Source organism: Acidovorax sp. 94 (assembly GCF_003634645.1).
In the GTDB taxonomy this organism is placed as follows: Bacteria; Pseudomonadota; Gammaproteobacteria; order Burkholderiales; family Burkholderiaceae_C; genus Acidovorax; species Acidovorax facilis.
Window position 1 is genome coordinate 3,570,001 of record NZ_RBJA01000001.1, and the last position, 18,935, is coordinate 3,588,935.

General features: G+C 64.8%; 17 protein-coding genes. 3 read left to right on the plus strand and 14 right to left on the minus strand.

Annotated features, from left to right (window positions below):
* Positions 1-49 precede the first annotated feature (49 nt).
* The 5 genes from C8C94_RS16470 to C8C94_RS16490 form a co-directional block, all read right to left on the minus strand.
* Positions 50-1,918, minus strand: a complete 1,869-nt coding sequence (locus tag C8C94_RS16470) for a potassium transporter Kup (RefSeq protein ID WP_121421466.1) — start codon at positions 1,916-1,918, stop codon at positions 50-52.
* A gap of 197 nt (positions 1,919-2,115) precedes the next feature.
* On the minus strand, positions 2,116-3,411 hold the full coding sequence (gene gshA, locus C8C94_RS16475) for a glutamate--cysteine ligase (protein WP_055395416.1): 1,296 nt from the start codon (positions 3,409-3,411) through the stop codon (positions 2,116-2,118).
* A gap of 103 nt (positions 3,412-3,514) precedes the next feature.
* The gene (locus tag C8C94_RS16480) at positions 3,515-4,981 is read right to left on the minus strand and encodes a TrkH family potassium uptake protein (RefSeq protein ID WP_121421467.1); all 1,467 of its coding nucleotides are present in this window, start codon (positions 4,979-4,981) and stop codon (positions 3,515-3,517) included.
* Positions 4,982-5,005: 24 nt separating this feature from the next.
* Positions 5,006-6,460, minus strand: a complete 1,455-nt coding sequence (gene trkA, locus C8C94_RS16485) for a Trk system potassium transporter TrkA (RefSeq protein ID WP_121421468.1) — start codon at positions 6,458-6,460, stop codon at positions 5,006-5,008.
* 60 nt (positions 6,461-6,520) lie between these two features.
* Positions 6,521-7,801, minus strand: a complete 1,281-nt coding sequence (locus C8C94_RS16490; protein ID WP_121421469.1) for a glutamate-5-semialdehyde dehydrogenase — start codon at positions 7,799-7,801, stop codon at positions 6,521-6,523.
* A gap of 63 nt (positions 7,802-7,864) precedes the next feature.
* On the opposite strand from C8C94_RS16490, the gene C8C94_RS16495 reads away from it, so the two are divergent.
* Positions 7,865-8,149 (plus strand): hypothetical protein, encoded by a 285-nt coding sequence (locus C8C94_RS16495; RefSeq protein ID WP_121421470.1) that lies wholly within the window; start codon positions 7,865-7,867, stop codon positions 8,147-8,149.
* A 100-nt stretch (positions 8,150-8,249) separates the two neighbouring features.
* Here C8C94_RS16495 and holA read toward each other — a convergent pair whose 3' ends face one another.
* Positions 8,250-9,305: a DNA polymerase III subunit delta gene (gene holA / locus C8C94_RS16500; protein WP_121421471.1), complete on the minus strand. Its 1,056-nt coding sequence runs from the start codon at positions 9,303-9,305 to the stop codon at positions 8,250-8,252.
* A gap of 194 nt (positions 9,306-9,499) precedes the next feature.
* Between holA and rocF the strand changes: the two genes are divergently transcribed.
* Positions 9,500-10,450 (plus strand): arginase, encoded by a 951-nt coding sequence (gene rocF, locus C8C94_RS16505; protein ID WP_121421472.1) that lies wholly within the window; start codon positions 9,500-9,502, stop codon positions 10,448-10,450.
* 96 nt (positions 10,451-10,546) lie between these two features.
* Here rocF and lptE read toward each other — a convergent pair whose 3' ends face one another.
* The 6 genes from lptE to C8C94_RS16535 all read right to left on the minus strand — a co-directional run bounded on the left by lptE (position 10,547) and on the right by C8C94_RS16535 (position 16,766).
* A complete protein-coding gene (gene lptE, locus C8C94_RS16510) occupies positions 10,547-11,044 on the minus strand; it encodes an LPS assembly lipoprotein LptE (protein WP_121421473.1) in 498 nt (165 codons plus the stop codon).
* A gap of 5 nt (positions 11,045-11,049) precedes the next feature.
* Complete coding sequence (gene leuS / locus C8C94_RS16515) at positions 11,050-13,773, minus strand: leucine--tRNA ligase (protein WP_121421474.1); 2,724 nt, start codon at positions 13,771-13,773, stop codon at positions 11,050-11,052.
* 135 nt (positions 13,774-13,908) lie between these two features.
* The gene (locus C8C94_RS16520; protein ID WP_121421475.1) at positions 13,909-14,358 is read right to left on the minus strand and encodes a biopolymer transporter ExbD; all 450 of its coding nucleotides are present in this window, start codon (positions 14,356-14,358) and stop codon (positions 13,909-13,911) included.
* Positions 14,355-15,146: a MotA/TolQ/ExbB proton channel family protein gene (locus tag C8C94_RS16525; protein ID WP_121421476.1), complete on the minus strand. Its 792-nt coding sequence runs from the start codon at positions 15,144-15,146 to the stop codon at positions 14,355-14,357. Before C8C94_RS16525 ends, C8C94_RS16520 begins: the two co-directional genes overlap by 4 nt.
* Before the next feature lie 132 nt (positions 15,147-15,278).
* Positions 15,279-16,124, minus strand: coding sequence for a 4-hydroxy-tetrahydrodipicolinate reductase (gene dapB / locus C8C94_RS16530; protein ID WP_121421477.1), 846 nt, complete (start codon positions 16,122-16,124; stop codon positions 15,279-15,281).
* An 81-nt stretch (positions 16,125-16,205) separates the two neighbouring features.
* Entirely contained in the window at positions 16,206-16,766 is a 561-nt protein-coding gene (locus tag C8C94_RS16535) for an outer membrane protein assembly factor BamE (protein WP_055395435.1), read from the minus strand.
* An 88-nt stretch (positions 16,767-16,854) separates the two neighbouring features.
* On the opposite strand from C8C94_RS16535, the gene fur reads away from it, so the two are divergent.
* The gene (gene fur / locus C8C94_RS16540) at positions 16,855-17,271 is read left to right on the plus strand and encodes a ferric iron uptake transcriptional regulator (protein ID WP_121421478.1); all 417 of its coding nucleotides are present in this window, start codon (positions 16,855-16,857) and stop codon (positions 17,269-17,271) included.
* A gap of 160 nt (positions 17,272-17,431) precedes the next feature.
* Here the strand turns inward: fur and hprK are convergent, their stop codons facing one another.
* Positions 17,432-18,388, minus strand: coding sequence for an HPr(Ser) kinase/phosphatase (hprK, locus tag C8C94_RS16545; protein ID WP_055395437.1), 957 nt, complete (start codon positions 18,386-18,388; stop codon positions 17,432-17,434).
* A 35-nt stretch (positions 18,389-18,423) separates the two neighbouring features.
* A complete protein-coding gene (locus C8C94_RS16550) occupies positions 18,424-18,891 on the minus strand; it encodes a PTS sugar transporter subunit IIA (protein WP_055395439.1) in 468 nt (155 codons plus the stop codon).
* Positions 18,892-18,935: the final 44 nt, after the last annotated feature.

Below are 18,935 nucleotides of genomic sequence, written 5' to 3' on the forward strand. Positions count from 1 at the left end.
AGATTTGAGGCCGCCAAGCGCCAGGGCCTGAAAACACCTTAGAACCTGTTCAAATCTCGATCTTGGACCCGAGTTCGACCACGGCATTGTTCGGCAGGTGCAGGAAGTCTGCCGCGCCGCTGGCGTTGTGGTGCATCTGGGCAAACAGCTTTTCGCGCCAGGGGGCCATGCCGCCGCCCATGGTGGGGATGACCGTATCGCGCGAGAGGAAGTAGCTGGTCGTCATGGCCTCCAGCTCGCAGCCCCGGCCGCGCAGCAGTTCCAGCGCGCGGGGCACATCGGGGTCGTTCTTGAAGCCGTAGTGGATCACCACCTGCCAGCAGTCGTGGCCCAGCGGTTCGACCTGCAGGCGCTTGTCCAAGCCGATCCAGGGGGTTTCGTGGTTGTGCACCGTGACGAACAGGTTCTGCTGATGCAGCACCTTGTTGTGCTTGAGATTGTGCAAAAGCGCATTGGGCACCGCGCCGGTTTCGGCAGTGAGGAACACTGCGGTGCCATCCACGCGCGTGGGCGGACTGACGAACACCGACTCTAGGAAGTCCTTGAGGTCGATTGCGTCGGCACGCAACTTGTCATTCAGCAGGCGGCGCCCTTCTTTCCACGTCATCATCAACGAGAACACGATGCCCCCAATCAGCAGCGGGAACCAGCCGCCCTGGAACAGCTTGAGCAGGTTGGACGCAAAAAACGCCAGGTCCACCACAAAGAAACAGCCGGTGGCCGCAATACACAGCGCCAGCGGGTAGCCCCAGCCATAGCGGATCACGAAGAAAGTCAGCGTGGTGGTGATCAGCATGTCCAGCGTCACGGCAATGCCGTAAGCCGCCGCCAGGTTGCTGGACGAGCGGAACATCACCACCGCAAGAACGATGGCGGCGAACAGCCCCCAGTTGACCAGCGGCATGTAAATCTGCCCCGTGTCGCGCACGCTGGTGTGCTGGATATTCAGTCGGGGCAGGTAGCCCAACTGAATCACCTGCTTGGTCACGCTGAAGGCGCCAGTGATAAGGGCTTGCGACGCGATCACCGTGGCCATGGTGGCCAGCACCACCAGCGGGATCAGCGCCCAGTCGGGTGCCATCATGTAGAAGGGGTTCTTCACGGCTTCGGGCTCGGCCAGCAGCAGTGCGCCCTGGCCAAAGTAATTGAGCGTGAGCGCCGGCATGGCCACGCCAAACCAAGCCAAGCGAATGGGCCGCTTGCCAAAGTGGCCCAGATCGGCATACAGGGCCTCGGCGCCGGTCACGCACAACACCACCGCACCCAGGATGATGAAGCTGGTGCCCGGGTTGGCCCACATGAACCCGACTGCATGGTGCGGGCTCAACGCCCAGAGGATTTCGGGGTGGCCCACGATGTGAGAGACCCCCAGGAGGGCAATGCTGAAAAACCACACCAGCGTGATGGGCCCGAAGAACTTGCCGATCCCGCTGGTCCCGCGCTTTTGTACGGCAAACAGGCAAAACAGCACGACCAGTGTGATGGGAATCACGTACTGCTTGAAGTGGGGCGAGACCACCTCAAGCCCTTCCACCGCCGACAACACCGAAATGGCGGGGGTGATGACGCCGTCACCATAAAACAGCGAGGTGCCGAAGATGCCCACTGCCAGCAGCACGCCACGCAGCCGGGGTTTGTCCTTCACGGCCTGCGAAGCCAGGGCCAGCATCGCGATCAGCCCGCCTTCGCCATGGTTGTCGGCGCGCAGCACCAGCACCACGTATTTCAGCGAAACAATGACGGTCAGCGTCCAGAAGAAGATCGAAAGAATGCCGTAGATGTTGTCTTGCGTGAACGGCACATGGCCGGACCCGAACACTTCTTTGACGGCATACAGCACACTGGTGCCGATATCGCCATACACAACACCGATGGCGCCCAGCGTGAGCGCTGCGAGCGATGACTTGGAGCTTTGCACTGACCGCACCCGGCACACAAGGGTCGCCGGGTTCCGTTACTTTTGGGAACGCTATTGTGCGCTTGCGCCCAATCAAGCGCCTGGAGGCCACACCCTATGTTGCAACGCAGCAACTCACCCTTGGCAGTCGTGGGCCGACGTGGCAGGCAGCGTCCCCTGCCTGGCAGGAACGCGCCGTGGGCAATTCAGGGAAGAGGCTAGTCGTACACCTCGGCGTCGGGGTTGGTGGCCTCCAGCTCATAGCTGGCTGCCAGCATCGCCAGGCGACCCACCACGCCATACATATAGAAGCGGTTGGGCGCACTCACCCCCGGGCGCACGCCAGGCTGGGGCATGTGGGTGCTGTGCTCAAAGGCCAGCGGCACGAAGCTGGCGCCCGGTGCATTGAGGTTTTCGTCCACGCCGCGCTCGGCATGCATGCGGTAGAAACCGCCCACCACATAGCGGTCCATCATGTAGACCACAGGCTCGGCCACGGCCTCGTGCACACGCTCTTGGGTCAACACGCCTTCCTGGATGATGAGGTCGTTGACCGGCTGGCCGTCCTTGATGACGGCCATCTTGTTCTTGGTCTTGCGGTTGACCGCGTCCAGCTCCTTGGCATCGCGCACGGTCATGATGCCCATGCCGTAGGTGCCGTTGTTGGCCTTGACGATGACAAACGGCTTTTCGTTGATGCCGTATTCCTTGTACTTGCGGCGCACCTTGGTCAAAAGCGCATCCACCGTGGTCTGCAGCTTGTCCATGCCTTTGTCTTCGGCAAAGTCCACCTCGTCGCACTGGCTGTACATGGGGTTGATGAGCCAGGGGTCGATGCCCAGCATCTTGCCAAAACGCTTGGCCACCTCTTCGTAGTTCTTGAAGTGGGTGCTCTTGCGGCGCACGCTCCAGCCCGCGTGCAGCGGGGGCAGCAGGTACTGCTCGTGGATGTCTTCCAGGATGCCGGGGGCGCCGGCCGAGAGATCGTTGTTGAGCAGGATGGTGCAGGGGTCAAAGTCCTTGAGACCCAGGCGGCGCTTGGTGCGCACCACGGGTTCCAGCGTCACCGTGTCTCCGTTGGGCAGCTCGATCAGCGTGGGCTTCTTGATTTCGGGGCTGATGGAGCCCACGCGCACGTTGAGCCCGGCCATGTTGAAGATGCGCTGCAGCTGCACCACGTTGGCCAGGTAGAAGGTGTTGCGTGTGTGGTTCTCCGGAATGATCAAGAGGTTGCGCGCCTCGGGGCAGATCTTCTCGATGGCAGCCATGGCGGCCTGCACGGCCAGGGGCAGCATCTCCTTGGTCAGGTTGTTCCAGCCGCCGGGGAACAGGTTGGTGTCCACGGGCGCGAGCTTGAAGCCGGCATTGCGGATGTCCACCGAGGTATAGAACGGCGGCGTGTGCTCCATCCACTCCAGCCGGAACCAGCGTTCGATGGCGGGCATCGAGTCGAGAACGCGCTGTTCGAGTTCGTTGATCGGCCCTGTCAGGGCCGTGATGAGATGCGGAACCATGGGAAGCCCTCAGAGGAGACGGGAACGATTGCAATCCATTGTAGGGTTGGGGCGTGACCGGCCTTCGCAAGCCCGCCGGGCGGATTATTCGGGCTGCCCCCGCTCAGCGCCGCCAAAACGCCGGGGTGAGCAAGGCCATGAAGCTCAGAATCTCCAGCCGCCCCAGCAGCATGGCCAGCGTGCACACCCACACCTGAAAGTCCGTCAATACGGCGTAGTTGGACGCTGGCCCCACGCTGCCCAGCCCCGGCCCCATGCAATTGACGCTGGCGATCACAGCGGAGAACGCGGTCACCGGATCCAGGTCGGTGAGCAGCAGCACCATGCTCAGGCCAATGATGGTGGCGCCATACACCAGCATGAAGGCGAGCACCGAGAAGATCACCCGGTTGTCCACCACCGCATCGCCCAGGCGCACCGGCTGCACGGCGCGGGGGTGCACCAGGCGGTTCATCTCGCGCCGCGCCTGCTTGAGCAGGATGAGCATGCGGACCATCTTGATGCCGCACCCGGTGGAGCCCGCGCTGGTCGCCACGCCCGACAGCAGCAGCATGAACACGGGCGCAAACACCGGCCAGCTCAGGTAGTCCACCGTGGCGTAGCCGGTGGTGGTGGCAATCGACACCAGGTTGAACATGCCGTAGCGCAGCGCATCGAGCGGCGCATACACGCCTTTCACCCACAGCAGCACCGACACCAGCAGCCCCCCGCCCACCAGCGTGAACAAGGTGGCGCGCAGTTCGGGGTCGCGCCAGAACCCCTGCCAGTGGCCTTTGCGAATAGCCACAAAATACAGCGCAAAGTTGCAACTGGCCACCAGCATGAAGCCCACGGCAATGGCTTCCAGCAAGGGCGACTGATAAAAACCGAAGCTGGTGTCGTGGGGCGACAGTCCCCCCAGGCTCACCGTGGAAAACATGTACATCAGCGCGTTCACCGGGTCCATGCCCCCCGCCCAGTACGCCAGCGCACACGCCGTGGAAAACAGCGCGTACACCCCCCACAGCCCTTTCGCGGTTTCGGTCATGCGCGGGGTGAGCTTGGCATCCTTCACCGGGCCCGCCGCCTCGGCCTTGAACAGCTGACTGCCGCCCACGCCCAGCAAGGGCAACACCGCCACGGCCAGGATCAGGATGCCCATGCCCCCCACCCACTGCAAAAAGGTGCGCCACACGTTCATGGACACGGGCAATGCGTCGAGCCCGGTGAGCACCGTGGACCCAGTGGTGGTCAGGCCCGACACCGCCTCGAAGTACGCATGGGTGAACGACATGGGCCGGCCGATTTCATGGGTGACCAGCATCAGCGGCAGCGCCGCAAACAGCGGCAGCAGCACCCAGACCAGCGTGACCAGCATCACGCCATGGCGCGGCTGCAGCTCGCGCCGAAACAGGCGCAGCTTCCACCACAGGCCGCAGCCTACGGCCAGGGTCGCAGCCATGGCCACGGGATAGATGTGCCACACCCCATCGCGCAGGAACCACGACACCGACAACGGCAGCCCCATGGTCAGCGCAAAGATCATGATCAGGATGCCCAGCACCCGCAGCACGGGAAACATGTCCACCATGGCGTCGTCCTCGCAGGCCCTGCGTCAGAAGAAAGTGGCGCTCACGCGGAAGAGCTTTTCCACGTCACGCACCAGCCGCTTGTGCGGCAGGAAGAACACCACGTGGTCGTTGCTCTCGATGACGGTGGAGCTGCGCGGGATGATCACTTGGGGTTCGCGCAAATCATCAGACGGCACGTCCGGCGAATCCGGCAGGCCGCGCACGATCAGGCCCATGTGCACCTCGTGCGGCAACTGCAGGTCGCTGACCTTGCGGCCGACCACGCGCGAGCTTTTGCGGTCGCCGCGCGCCACGATCTCCAGCGCTTCAGCCACGCCACGGCGCAGACTGTGCACGGCCTGCACATCGCCCTGGCGCACATAGGCCAGGAGCTCGCCCAGCATGGCCTGCGCAGGCGACAGCGCAATGTCGATCTGCGTGCCGTGCATCAGGTCGGCGTAGCTGCGCCGATTGATAAGGGCCAGCACCCGCTTGGCGCCCATGCGCTTGGCCAGCAGGGACGACATGATGTTGTCCTCGTCGTCATCGGTCAGCGCCAGGAAGAGGTCGATCTCTTCCACGCTCTCGCCGCCCAGCAGGTCTTCGTCCGTCGTATCGCCCTGCAGCACCAGCACATCGGACGGCAGACTGGACGCCAGCTCGATACAGCGATCAGGGTCGGACTCAATCATCTTGATGTGAAACCGCCCCGGCTCCTTGCTGAGCTGGCGCGCCAGCCGCAGCCCCACGCGGCCACCCCCGGCAATCATGATGCGCCGGACAGGCTGCCCCGGGCGGTCCCCGCGCCGGTGCAAGGCCGTGAGCACGTTGGCAATGTGGCCGCTGGCCGCCAGCACAAACACCTCATCGCCCGGCTCGATGCGCGTGTTGCCATCGCAGGCCACAAAGCGGTCCGGCTCGTCCTGAAACCGCCGGTAGATCGCCACCAGGCGCATGGCCACGTCGGGCAAGCTCTCGCGCAGCTCGCTGATGGTGTGGCTCACCATGGGCGCCCCGGCGCGCGCGCGCACCGACACCAGGCAGGCGCGGCCGCCCGCAAACTCGCGCACCTGCATGGCCTCGGGGTATTCGATCAGCTTGCCGATGTAGCGGGTCAGGGACTCTTCGGGGCAGATGATGCGGTCCACGCCAAAGCCCTCGGGGCCGGTCAGCCGCTCATCCAGCGTGAATCCGTTGGAACGCACCCGCGCGATGCGCTTGGGGATGTTGAACACCAGCTGCGCCACCTTGCAGCACACCAGGTTGGTCTCGTCCTGTGCAGCGCAGGCGATCAGCAGATCGGTGTCCTCGGCGCCCGCCTCGGCCAACACGGCCGGTTCGATGCCATTGCCCACCACACCGCGCAGGTCAAAGCGCGACTCCAGGTCGCGCAGGCGGGCGGCATCGGTGTCGATGACTGTGATGTCGTTGCGCTCGGACACCAGGCTGTCTGCCACGCTCTGGCCCACACGGCCCGCGCCGAGGATGATGATTTTCATAAGAAATTGGGCCTTAGCGCTTTACAGGTAAGCGCTAGCAGCTATGAAACAAGGAGCAAATCACCCCCGCACCTCACCCTCGCCCAGCACCACGTACTTGAGTGAGGTCAGCCCTTCGATGCCCACCGGCCCACGCGCATGGAACTTGTCGGTGCTAATGCCGATTTCGGCGCCCAGGCCGTACTCAAAACCATCGGCAAACCGCGTGCTGGCGTTCACCATCACGCTGGCCGAATCCACCTCGCGCAGGAACTGCTGGGCGTGCATGTGGTCACGCGTCAGGATGGCATCGGTGTGGTGGCTCGAATAGTGGTTGATGTGGGCAATGGCCTCGTCCACACCGGCCACCACCTTCACGCTGATGATCGGGGCCAGGTATTCCTCACTCCAGTCCTGCTCCGTGGCGGGGGTGAGGAGTGCGCCAGGCACGTCGGCCAGCAGCGCCAGCGACTCGGGGCAACCGCGCATCTCCACGCCCTTGGCGGCGTACACCACGCCGATCTGGGGCAAGAATTCGGCCGCCACCCCGCGCGCCACCAGCAGGCCTTCGCTCGCGTTGCAGGGGCTGTATTTGTTGGTCTTGGCGTTGTCGGCCACCTTCACCGCCATGGCGATGTCGCAGGGGTCGTCCACATAGGTGTGGCAGTTGCCGTCCAGGTGCTTGATCACGGGCACCTTGGCATCGCGGCTGATGCGCTCGATCAGCCCCTTGCCGCCGCGCGGGATGATCACGTCCACAAACTGCGGCATGGCAATCAGCTGGCCCACGGCCTCGCGGTCCGTGGTCTGCACCAGCTGCACGCCGTGCTCCGGCAGGCCCGCCTCCGCCAGTGCCTGCTGCACCAGCTTGGCCAGCGCCTTGTTCGAATCAATCGCCTCGGAGCCACCACGCAGGATGCAGGCATTGCCGCTTTTGATCGACAGCGACGCGGCCTCGATGGTCACATTGGGGCGGCTCTCGTAGATCATGCCGAACACGCCAATCGGCACGCGCATCTGGCCCACGCGGATGCCGCTGGGCTGCTGCTTCATCCCCAGGATCTCGCCAATGATGTCGGGCATGGCGGCGAGCTGCTCGCAGCCTTCGGCGCAGGTCTCCAGCACCTTGGGGCTGAGCTTGAGGCGGTCCACCATGGGCTCGGACAGGCCGTTGGCCACAGCGCGCTCCAGGTCTTTGGCGTTGTCGATCTGCAGCGCAGCCACGTTCTCACGCAGCAAGCGGGCCAGCGCCTTGAGCGCTTTGTTTTTGATAGCTGCTGGCGCTTTGGCCATCAGCGCAGAGGCCGTTTTGGCCTGGAGACCGAGAGAATGCGTGTATTCGGCGACGTTGAGGGCGTTCATCCAGCGATTTTGCCGCACTTGGCTTTACCCTTGCGGCCTTGCCCTACTCGCATATCCTTGGCCATGACCACCACCGCCCCCGCCCAGTTCGTCGCCCTGACCGAAGCCTTGCAGGCCTTTGAACGCGGCGACCACACCGCCGCCACCCTGAGCACCCTGGCCCGCCAGCAAACCACCCTGCTCGCCGCCCTGCCCCCACGCTACGGCGAGGTGCTGCTGAACCTGCTGGACCGGCTGGAGTCGAGCGCGCTGTTTTCGGAGGAAAGCTGCTCATTCAGCCAGAAGGATCTGGTGGCCAACCTGCGGATGTGGGCGGACAAAGCGCGCGGGGCGCTGGAGCAGCTCTGACGTCCACGTGCAGACAAAGCCGTCACTACATCTTTGATAGCTACTTGCGCTTTCTGGATAAGCGCCAGGGGCCAAAAACACTCAAATTTATCGGCCAACCTTACCGCGCGGCCTGGGTCAGCCTGCACACCTGCAGCGCAAGCCTCTGCAGCGCCTGCCACCCATCGGTGGGCCAATCGGGCTGCTTGAGCCCCTTGACGATGCCGTCCACGATATGCGCCGACTGCAGCAGGCGCGCCAGCGCCGCGTCGCTGGCCCTGGGCAGGATGCGTTCGTACAGCTTTTCCTTGGCGCCCCACACCCGGTTTTCGCGCAGGGCCATGGGCAGAGGGCGGCCGGCGTTCATGGCGTCTTTCACGCGCTTCAAGGCACGGATGTCTTCGGCCAGCGCCCAGTGCACCAGCACTTCGGCCTCGCCCTCGGCCTGCAGGCCGTCGAGCATGCGCTGCACGCGGGCGGTATGGCCTGAGAGCACGGATTCAGAGAGCTTGAACACGTCGTAGCGCGCGACGTTGAGCACAGCGGCTTCGACCTGGGCCTGCGCCAGCTCGCCGGGGGGGTGGAGCAATGCGAGCTTTTGGATCTCCTGGTGGGCAGCGAGCAGATTGCCCTCCACCCGGTCGGCAAAAAACTGCAGCGCGCGCTGGCCCTCCTCGCCCGCCACCACGCGCTGGCCCTGGGCGGCCAGGCGCTGGGCGATCCACTGCGGCAGCATGCCGCGCTCGATGGGGTCGATCTGGATCGATGTGCCGCTGGATTCCAGCGCCGCAAACCATGCGCCCGTGCGTGTGGCCTTGTCAAGGCGCGGCAACATCACCAGCGTGAGCGTGCTGTCGTTGCCCTTGGCGGATTCAGCAATCTGCTGCAGCGCCACGCCACCATCCTTGCCGGGCTTGCCCGAGGGGATGCGGATCTCGACGATCTGCTTGTCGGCAAACAGGCTCAAGCTGCCGCCAGCTGCCAGCACAGCGCTCCAGTCAAAGTGAGCGCCTGCTACCGTGTACGAGGTGCGTTCGGTATAGCCCTGGGCACGGGCCGTGGCGCGGATGGCGTCTGCCGCCTCCTGCTGCAGCAGGGGCTCGTCGCCATGCAACACGTAAAGCGGCGACAGGCCCCGTTGAAGATGCGGTGAGAGTTGGGCCAGGGCGACTTGCATGCGGCAAAGTTTATCGCCTGGGCAGGCCCGGCACTGTGCACATTGCCAGCAAATGCCCTCACAGTGCACAAGAGAGACCGCAAACTAATCAGCTGCAGTGCTATTCACTGGCGCCCAAAGCCCCGAGAATTCCCCCGGGGCGCGTACACGCGCCCGTACCGACATCGACTGCCTTCCCAGAAAGCCCCCGCACCATGCCACCCAACGCCCTGCGCAGCGCCCAGCCCACCAGCCTGATCGGCGCCCCCACCGACATCGGCGCCGGGGCGCGCGGCGCCTCCATGGGGCCCGAGGCCCTGCGCGTGGCGGGCCTGCAGGCAGCGCTGGAGTCGCACGGACTGCAGGTGTTTGACCGGGGCAACTTGAGTGGCCCCGCCAACCCCTGGCAGCCTCCCGTGGACGGTTATCGGCACCTGCCCGAGGTGGTGGAGTGGAACCAGCGGGTGTTTGACGCCGTGTATGCCGAGCTGCAACTGGGCCACCTGCCCATCCTGCTGGGTGGCGACCACTGCCTGGGCCTGGGCAGCATCAGCGCCGTGGCCCGCCATTGCGCAGAAATGGGCAAGAAGCTGCGGGTGCTGTGGCTGGATGCCCATGCCGACTTCAACACCAGTGCACTCACGCCCAGCGGCAATGTGCATGGCATGCCCGTGGCCTGCCTGTGCGGGTTCGGCCCCGAGGCGCTGACCGGGCTGGCCCGCATGCCGGGCGGTGGCGCGGCGCTCCGCCCGTCGCAGATCCGGCAGATCGGCATCCGCAGCGTGGACGCGGGCGAAAAGCGCTTTGTGCATGAGCAGGGCCTGGAGGTGTTCGACATGCGCTACATCGACGAGGTGGGCATGCGCCAGACCATGCAGCAGGCGCTGGCCGGACTGGATGCACACACCCACCTGCATGTGAGCTTTGATGTGGACTTTCTGGACCCCGACATCGCGCCCGGCGTTGGCACCACGGTGCCGGGAGGCCCCACCTACCGCGAGGCGCAGTTGTGCATGGAGATGATTGCCGACAGCGGGCGCCTGGCCTCGCTGGACATTGTGGAACTCAACCCCGCACTGGATGTGCGCAACCGCACGGCGGTGCTGGCGGTGGACCTGGTGGAGTCGCTGTTTGGCAAAAGTACGCTCATGCGGACATCCCCCTGAGCACCTGCGCCTCGCCCATCACGAACGCCCGGCACGGCGCTGTCGCTGCCTGCTGCTCTGCGCTACCGCCAAGAGGCCACAGCCCCACGCCTGGGCTCAGCGCTTGGCCGCTGCCAGGCGGCGCATAAGCTGCTGCACCAGGTCGGTCCGCATGTTGCGGTAGAGCAGCGCTTCCTCAGCCTCCTTGGCCAGGGCGATGGTTTCGTTGTAGCTGATGTCGCGCTGCTGCAGCAGCTCGGTCTCGGGAATCAGTTCGGCACCTGCCGGGGTACGCAGCCGGAACCTGATGCGCAGGCGCAGCTGCAGTTCGCGCACCTGGCCCGAGGCATTGAGCCCCACCACCGCGCGCTCCTGCTGCTCCTGCAGCAAATCCAGAATGGCATCGGCCGTGGGCATGGCCGCCGGGTCGCGCAGCAGCTGCAGCTTGCCGCCCGAACCCTCCAGCGTGCGCTGCAACTCCCGCGCGAGGGGCGAGCCTGCAGGTGCTGCGATGTAGAGCGAGTCAAACCCGAACTCGGGCACGCCCCGCAGCCGAAATCCGCAGGCGGACAGTAGGGCCACGGGCGCGAGAGAGAGCAGTGTGCGCTTGTTCATGGGGGCTATACCACCACGTTCACGAGGCGGCCAGGCACCACAATGACGCGCTTGGGCACAGCGCCTGCAGCCTGGGCCACAAACGTCTCGCTGGCCAAGGCAATGCGTTCGATCTCGGCCTTGTCGGCCTGTGCGGGCACATGAATGGAGCCGCGCAGCTTGCCGTTGACCTGCAGCATGAGCTCGATCTCGTCCTGCACCAGCGCGTTCGCATCGACCTGGGGCCAGGGTGCATCCAGCAGGTCGCCCAGTTCGGCCGCGTAACCCAGGCCGCTCCAGAGGCTGTGCGCAATGTGGGGGGTGGCCGGGTACAGGCAGCGCAGCAGGATGCCAAAGCCTTCGATCAGCGCCACCTGAGCACCAGCCGAGTCGGTGGCCTTGAAGTCTTCGAGCGCGTTGATCATCTTCATCGCGCCGGAGACCACGGTGTTGTACTGCATGCGCTGGTAGTCGTAGTCCACCTGCTTGAGCACGGTGTGGATCTCCAGGCGCAGGGCCTTGGCTTCTTTGCCAAATTCAACGTCTTTCAGGCTGCTGGCGCTTGCCACGCTTGCGCTTGCAGCTCCCATATCCATAGCAGACAGCTTGAGGCCGAAGTTCCACACCCGGCGCAGGAAGCGGTAGCTGCCTTCCACCGCCGCGTCGTTCCACTCCAGCGTGGCTTCGGGCGGGGCAGTGAACATGGTGTACAGGCGGGCGGTGTCGGCGCCGTACTTCTCGATCAGGTCCTGCGGGTCCACGCCGTTGTTCTTGGACTTGGACATGGTGCCCACGCCCTCGTAGTCGATGGGCGTGCCCACGGGCAACATACCGTCGCCGCTGGTGGCTTCGTTCTTCAGCTTGGCGCCGATGATCTTGCCGCCTTCGTCCAGCACGTGCTCCACATCGTGCGGCCAGAAGTAGTCCTTGCCGCCCTTGGCGGTGCGGCGGCTGTAGATGTGGTTGAGCACCATGCCCTGCGTGAGCAGCTTGGTGAAGGGCTCATCGACCTTGACCAAGCCCAGGTCACGCATGACCTTGGTCCAGAAGCGCGCGTACAGCAGGTGCAGGATGGCGTGTTCGATGCCGCCGATGTACTGGTCCATGCCGCTGCCGCCAGCGGCATGTTGCTGGTCCCGCATCCAGTAGGCGGTGCCGTCGGCCACCATCGCGTCGGCATTCTTGGGGTCGCAGTACCGCATGAAGTACCACGAGCTGTCCACGAACGTGTCCATGGTGTCCGTCTCGCGGCGGGCAGGCTTGCCGCACACGGGGCAGGTCACGCCCGCGTGGAAGCCTTCGTGCTTGTGCAGCGGGTTGCCCGAGCCATCGGGGATACAGTCTTGCGGCAGCACCACGGGCAGGTCTTTTTCGGGCACGGGCACGGCGCCGTGTTCATCGCAGTGGATGATGGGGATCGGCGTGCCCCAGTAGCGCTGGCGGCTCACGCCCCAGTCGCGCAGGCGCCAGGTGGTCTTCTTCTCGCCCAGGCCCTTCTGCTCCAGCGCATGGGCCACGGCGTTCACGGCTTCCTTGTACGACAGGCCGCTGAAGCTGTCGGAGTTGATGGTCACGCCGCGTTGCTTGTCGCCGTACCAGTCGTTCCATTGGTGGTAGTCGAAGTGTTCGCCATCGACCAGCACGACCTGCTTGATCTCGATGCCGTACTTGAGGGCGAACGCGAAGTCGCGCTCGTCGTGCGCGGGCACGCCCATCACGGCGCCGTCGCCATAGCCCATCAACACGTAGTTGCCGACCCAGACCTCGACCTTTTCGTCGGTGAGCGGGTGGGTGACGAACAGGCCCGTTGGCACGCCCTTCTTCTCTTGGGTAGCCAGCTCGGCCTCGGTAGTGCCGCCGCTCTTGCATTCTTCGATAAAGGCTCTGAGAGCAGGATTGGTCTTGGCGGCGTGGGCGGCCAGCGGGTGCTCCGGCGCCACGGCGCAGAAGGTCACGCCCATGATCGTGTCAGCACGCGTGGTGAACACGTACATCTTGCCGTCGCCGATCAGCGCACCGTCATCGCCCGCAATGTCGTGCGTGAAGGCGAAGCGCACGCCCTCAGACTTGCCGATCCAGTTCTCCTGCATCAGCTTCACGCGCTCGGGCCAGCCGGGCAGCTTGTCGCCGGTCACAAAATCGAGCAGCTCTTCGGCGTAGTCGGTGATCTTGAGGTAGTAGCCGGGGATCTCGCGCTTTTCGACCACCGCACCCGTGCGCCAGCCCTTGCCGTCAATCACCTGCTCGTTGGCCAGCACGGTCTGGTCCACCGGGTCCCAGTTCACGACCTGGGTCTTGCGGTAGGCAATGCCCTTTTCGAGCATTTTCAGGAACAGCCACTGGTTCCACTTGTAGTAAGTGGGGTCGCAGGTGGCCACTTCGCGGCTCCAGTCGATGGCCAGGCCCATGGCCTGCATCTGCTTCTTCATGTACGCGATGTTTTCGTACGTCCACTTGGCAGGGGGCACACCATTCTTCAGCGCCGCGTTCTCGGCGGGCAGGCCGAAGGCGTCCCAGCCCATGGGCATCAGCACGTTGTAGCCGTTCATGCGCAGGTAGCGCGTGAGCATGTCGTTGATGGTGTAGTTGCGCACGTGGCCCATGTGCAGCTTGCCGCTGGGGTACGGCAGCATCGAGCAGGCGTAGAACTTCTTCTTGTTGGCGTCTTCCGTCACGCGGTAGGCATCGGTGGCGGTCCAGTGGCCGTGGGCGGCGCGCTCGACGTCTTGGGGAGAGTATTTGTCTTGCATGGGGGCTCGGGGGTGAGAGGGAGGTGCAGCCGCAGGGCCGCGCTGCGCAGATTTTAGGCTGTCAGGCCCCGCCTTCCGCGCCTGCCGCCGCCAGTGGCCTGTGCAGACCGGCTGGCACGGCGGCGCACGGCGGTTTCAGGGGGCCTTGGCAGGGGCAGACGGCGCGCCTGCGGCCGGTGGCTCGGCCACAAAGCCGATGCGCTGCAGCCCGGCCAGATGCGCTGCGCCCATGACCTCGACCACGCGCCCATAGGGCACTGCGGCGTCAGCGCGCAGCTGGATTTCGGTGTCGGGCAGTTCGGCGCCGATGCGGCGCAGGCGCTCAGCCAACGCGCTCTGCGACAGCGGCTGGTCGTCCAGAAAGGCTTGGCCCGACGCATCGACCACAAGGGTAACGAACTGCGGCGCACTACCGGGCGTGGCGCCCTCGGAGCGTGGCAGGTCGAGCCGGATGGAACTGGCCAGCAGCGGTGCCGTGAGGATGAAGATGACCACCAGCACCAGCATCACATCGACCAACGGCGTCATGTTGATGTCGCTCATGGGCTGTGGCCCGGTGGTGCGTTCGAGTCTGCCGAAACTCATGCCCCCACGCTCCCCGCTGCGCGTGGTTCGCTGCCCCCCATGGGGGCGGACCCGCCTTGGGGCGGCCCGGCGGCGGGTCGGCTCGCATTGCTCAGACCTTCTGTGGTGCCTGCCAAACTCTGGAGTGCCGCCGTGTCAATGACCAGTTCGCGCAGGTCGCGCGCAAACCCTTCCAGGTCCGCCTCGATGCGGCCGATCAGCCGCCCAAACACGTTGTAGGCCAGCACCGCGGGGATGGCCACGGCCAGCCCGGCCGCCGTCATGACCAGGGCCTCGCCCACGGGGCCGGAGACGCGGTCGATGGTGATCTGGCCCGCGCCCGCCATGGCCGTCAGCGCATGGTAGATGCCCCACACGGTGCCCAGCAGCCCCACGAACGGCGCGGTGGAGCCCACCGTGGCCAGCAGCACCTGGCCAAACTGCAGGCGCCCCAGCACGCCATGCAGGGCATCGCGCAGCACCCGGGTCAACCGCTGAGACAGGCTGCCCGCGCTGGCCAATGAGGCCGGGGCATCGGGCAGAGAATGATTTGCTATTGAATTTGCAGCAACCACCAGAGGCAAGACCAGCGCAGCGCGGTCAAAAGACTGCAAACGTTGTGCTGCAACCTCCATGGATGGCGCCTGCCAGAACGCCGCAGTGCAGCGGGCCACGTCGGCACTGGCCTGGCGCATGAGCCGCAGCTTCCAGACGATGACCACCCAGCTTGCCACCGACATGGCCAGGAGCACCAGTGCGGCACCCTGCGTGACGGCGTCGCCCTGGCGCCACCAGTGGAGAGCGTCCATCAATACCTCGTTATTTGGCGCATCGCCCGCAACTGGCGCGCCCGAAGCCAGTGCCACCGTGGAACTGGCTTCGCCAGGCCATGGGTGGCGTCCCCCTGCAGGGGGAAGATGCGAAGCATCTCAGGGGGTTTCTCATTGCAGACCGAGCACGTCGAACATGTCGAACATGCCCGTCTTGTGCCCAGCGAGGAACCGCACCGCCCGCAGGCTGCCCTGTGCATAGGTGGAGCGGCTGGAAGACTTGTGCGTGATCTCGATGCGCTCGCCGATGCCCGCGAACAGCACGGTGTGATCGCCCACGATGTCACCACCCCGGATGGTGGCAAAACCGATGCTCGACGGATCGCGCTCACCAGTGACACCTTCGCGGGCGTACACGCCACATTCCTTGAGATCGCGCCCCATGGCGTCGGCAATCACCTCGCCCATCTTGAGCGCGGTGCCCGAGGGCGCATCCACCTTGTGGCGATGGTGGGCTTCGATGATCTCGATATCGTAGCCCGTGGCCATGGCCTTGGCCGCCATCTGCAGCAGCTTGAGGGTGACGTTCACGCCCACGCTCATGTTGGGCGCCATGACGATGGCGGTGCGCTGGGCAAAGACGGCAATCTCGGCCTTTTGCGCATCGGTGAAGCCCGTGGTACCCACCACGGCTTTTACCCCGAGTTCGCAGCACACGGCCAGGTGGGCCAGGGTGCCCTCAGGGCGTGTGAAATCAATCAGAACGTCGGCGTTTTTCAGGCCCGCAGCAATGTCGGCGGTGATGGCAACACCGCTGGCATGGCCCAGAAACGCGGTGGCATCCGAACCGATGCCGGGGCTGGACGGCACGTCCAGCGCGCCTGCCAGCACACAGTCGTCACTGGCGCGAAGGGCCTCGATCAGCATGCGGCCCATGCGACCGGAGGCACCGGCAACGGCAACACGGAGGGGGCGCGAGGGCGTGGATGCGGGGGCAGGCGAAGGGGTCCCTGTCATGAGTGTCCTGTACGTTGTCGTTGGCTTTGAAGTGAGGCGGGCATCGATCTACCCGTTGCCCCACCGGCCAGATCGCGAAAATCAGCGTGCTGGCGCTTCCAGCGGCGGGTAACTGACAGAAGCAGGCTCCAGCGGGGGCGCAGTCGGGGAGGCTGATGGCCGTTGCGACGCAGGGTAGCGGGCCAGTTGCTCCGGTGTGGCCTCCAGCACAGGCACCTTGCTTTTGGAGCCACGCGAGCCCAGTGTGGCCACGAACTCGGTCTCTGTGGGCATGGGGTCGCCTTCGGAGCGGTCCAGCCCATCGCCCTTGAAATACACGGTCAGCTTGCGGGTCTGGGCTTCTTCACCGGGGCGCTTGAGCGTGAACACGTATTCCCAGCGGTCTGCATGGAACAGGCTGGTGACCAGCGGCGTACCGAGGATTTCACGCACCTGCTGGCGGCTCATGCCGGGCTGGAGCGCCTCGACCTGCTCGCGCGACACAAAATTGCCCTGCACCACATCGATTTTGTAGGGAGTGACAATGCTGGCAATGCGGGTACTGGCACCATCCAGACTACTGCAACCGGCCAGGGCTGCCACGCTGGCACCGACCAAAAGGACCAGGCCCAGGCGGGCGCTGCAACGGGCTTTGACGGGCATGGGTAAAAGGGCTGAGGATATGATCGCCCCATTGTAGCGGCAGGCCTTCTGACCTTGAGGCCGGGCCCGCATCCCGAAAGACCATGCCATGACCAACATCGACGAACTCAAAAGCACGGGACTCAAGGCCACGCTGCCCCGCCTGAAGATTCTGGAGATCTTCCAGAAAGGCGAGCAACGCCATATGACGGCCGAAGATGTGTTCCGCGTGCTGCTGGAAGAGCGTTCGGACATTGGCCTGGCCACGGTCTACCGCGTGCTCACGCAGTTCGAGCAGGCCAGCATCCTGATCCGCAGCAATTTCGAGAGCGGCAAGGCGGTGTACGAACTCAACGAAGGGCAGCACCACGACCACTTCATCTGCACGTCGTGCGGCAAGGTGGAGGAGTTCTACGACCCCGAGATTGAAAAACGCCAGCAGGCCGTGGCCAAGGCCAAGGGCTGGCTGGTGCAGGACCACACCATGGCCCTGTATGGCCAGTGCGCTGCCTGCGCAAAGAAGTGAGCTCCCCCTGAGGCGCTGCGCGCCTTCCCCCTGAGGGGGACGCCCCCGGTGCGGCGGGGCGGCCCTTGCACGGGAGCGCTGGCATCGGGCGGTGGTGGTGCCAACAGTGCGCCCCAGCTTGTTTTGGGGCTGGACTCCTGGCAACCCGACGTTGGCGAACTCAACCGCCGGTGTCACGCTCCATGGCGCGGCGATGGCGCTCCACAAATTCCTGGTAGGTATCAATGCCGCGCAGTTGCAGGATGGTGTTGCGCACGGCGGCTTCGACCAGCACGGCGATGTTGCGGCCAGCCACCACCTGGATCACCACCTTGAGCACGGGCACGCCCAGCACGTCTTGCGTGAGTGGCTCGTAGGGCAGGCGCTCGTAGTCGCGCTCCAGGGTCTCCTTGCGCACCAGGTGCACGATGAGTTTGAGGCGCATCTTGCGGCGCACGGCCGTCTCGCCAAAGATGGCTCGGATATCGAGCAGACCGATGCCGCGCACTTCCAGCAGGTTCTGCAGCAGATCGGGGCACTTGCCTTCGATGGTGGTCTGGTTGATGCGGTACAGGTCCACCGCGTCGTCGGCCACCAGGCCGTTGCCGCGCGAAATCAGCTCCAGGCCCAGCTCGCTTTTCCCCAGGCCAGATTCGCCGGTGATCAGCACCCCCAGGCCAAGAATGTCCATGAACACGCCGTGCATGGTGGTGCGGTCGGCAAAGTGCTTGGACAGGTAGGCACGCAGCACGTCGATCACAAACGCCGAGGACTCGTGCGTGGAGAACATCGGGATCTGCGCGCGTTCGCACATCGACACCAGCGCATCGGGGGCGGTCTGGTCGTCGGCCAGCACCAGCACGGGCGGCTCCAGCGTCACGATGCGGGCAATGCGACGCTTGCAATCGTCGGGAGACGCGCTGCTCAGATAGGCAATCTCGCGCTCGCCCAGGATCTGGACGCGGTAGGGATGGATGTAATTGAGGTAGCCGACCAGATCGGCCCCGGAGCGCGCGGACCGCACGGCCACTTCGTCAAAGCGCCGCTCGGAAGCGCCCAGCCCGGCCACCCACTCCCACTTCAGGGGGCCGCGAAATTCCTCAAACAGAACATCGGCGCTGACAACATTGGGCTTCACGGCGAATCAGCGAAAGTGCGCAGCGCCAGACAGGCTCAAGCCGTTTGCGTGGACTGCCAGCCGGCAATCATGCCGTGCAGTTCGGCAGCATCGGTGCAGGCCTTGAGCCTTTCACGCAGGGCCGAATCGCTGAGCAGTTCGGCAATCTCGGAGAGGATTTCAAGGTGCTTCTGTGTGGCGGCTTCAGGCACCAGCAGAAAAATCAGCAGGCCCACAGGCAATTCGTCTGGCGCATCGAACCCGATGGGGTTCAGCAGCTGGAACACGGCAGCCATCGGTGCCTTGAGGCCCTTGATGCGCCCGTGGGGAATGGCCACGCCATGGCCCAGACCGGTGGAGCCCAGGCGTTCACGCGCAAAGAGGCTGTCGGTGATCAGCGCGCGCGAGAGACCGTGCTGGCTCTCGAACAGCAGACCCGCTTCTTCAAAAGCACGCTTCTTGCTGGTGGCGTCAACGCTCACAAGCACTTGAGCGGAGGGCAGGATGGAGGCGAGTCGGTTCATGGTCAAGGGTAACAATTATGCACATATTGGCGAAAACCCTGAGC